The organism is Moraxella sp. VT-16-12 (genome assembly GCF_002224245.2).
Taxonomy (GTDB): Bacteria; Pseudomonadota; Gammaproteobacteria; order Pseudomonadales; family Moraxellaceae; genus Moraxella.
In genome coordinates this window covers 1-512 of record NZ_NKHK02000036.1, presented here as the reverse complement: position 1 = coordinate 512, position 512 = coordinate 1, and the positions used below count along the sequence as shown (strand labels likewise).

1 protein-coding gene is annotated in these 512 nt (G+C 41.6%); it reads right to left on the bottom strand.

Annotated features, from left to right (window positions below; genetic code table 11):
- Nucleotides 1–512 (bottom strand): tyrosine-type recombinase/integrase (locus tag CEW93_RS10635; protein ID WP_146416673.1); only part of this gene is annotated, 512 nt, incomplete at both ends.

Sequence of the window (512 nt, the reverse complement as noted above, 5' to 3'; positions counted from 1 at the left end):
TATCTCATCATACTCTACTGTCTTAGGACGTTTTTTAAGATTAGTATAACGTTGCAGGCTATTCCAACTGTCATGCCCTGTGATTTCTTGCATTTGTGGAATGGTTAAGCCTTGTTCAGCCAGTCGTGTTGCTCCTTCGTGGCGTAAATCATGAAAATGTAAATCATCAATCCCTAGTATTTTGCATGCCTCAGTAAACAATTTTGAGATATTTTTGCCATCAAGGGGCAGTAGCAAGCTTTCATCATAATATTTGCACGCCATCATATTTTTGCGAATGCTTGGCTCTTGTAGGGCACGGATGACAGGCAGAGCAGATGTGGGGATTTTGACGTGTTTATGATTTCCCAATGAACCTTTGGGGTTTTTCATGTCTTTTATCAACCAATGTTCGCCGTCAAAATCTGCCAATGCCATACGTGTTAGCTCACTTTCTCTGCGTGTAGTATAGATGGCAAGCCACATGATGAGGTGCATGGGGTAGGCGGATTTATAATGCGTATACTTTTGAG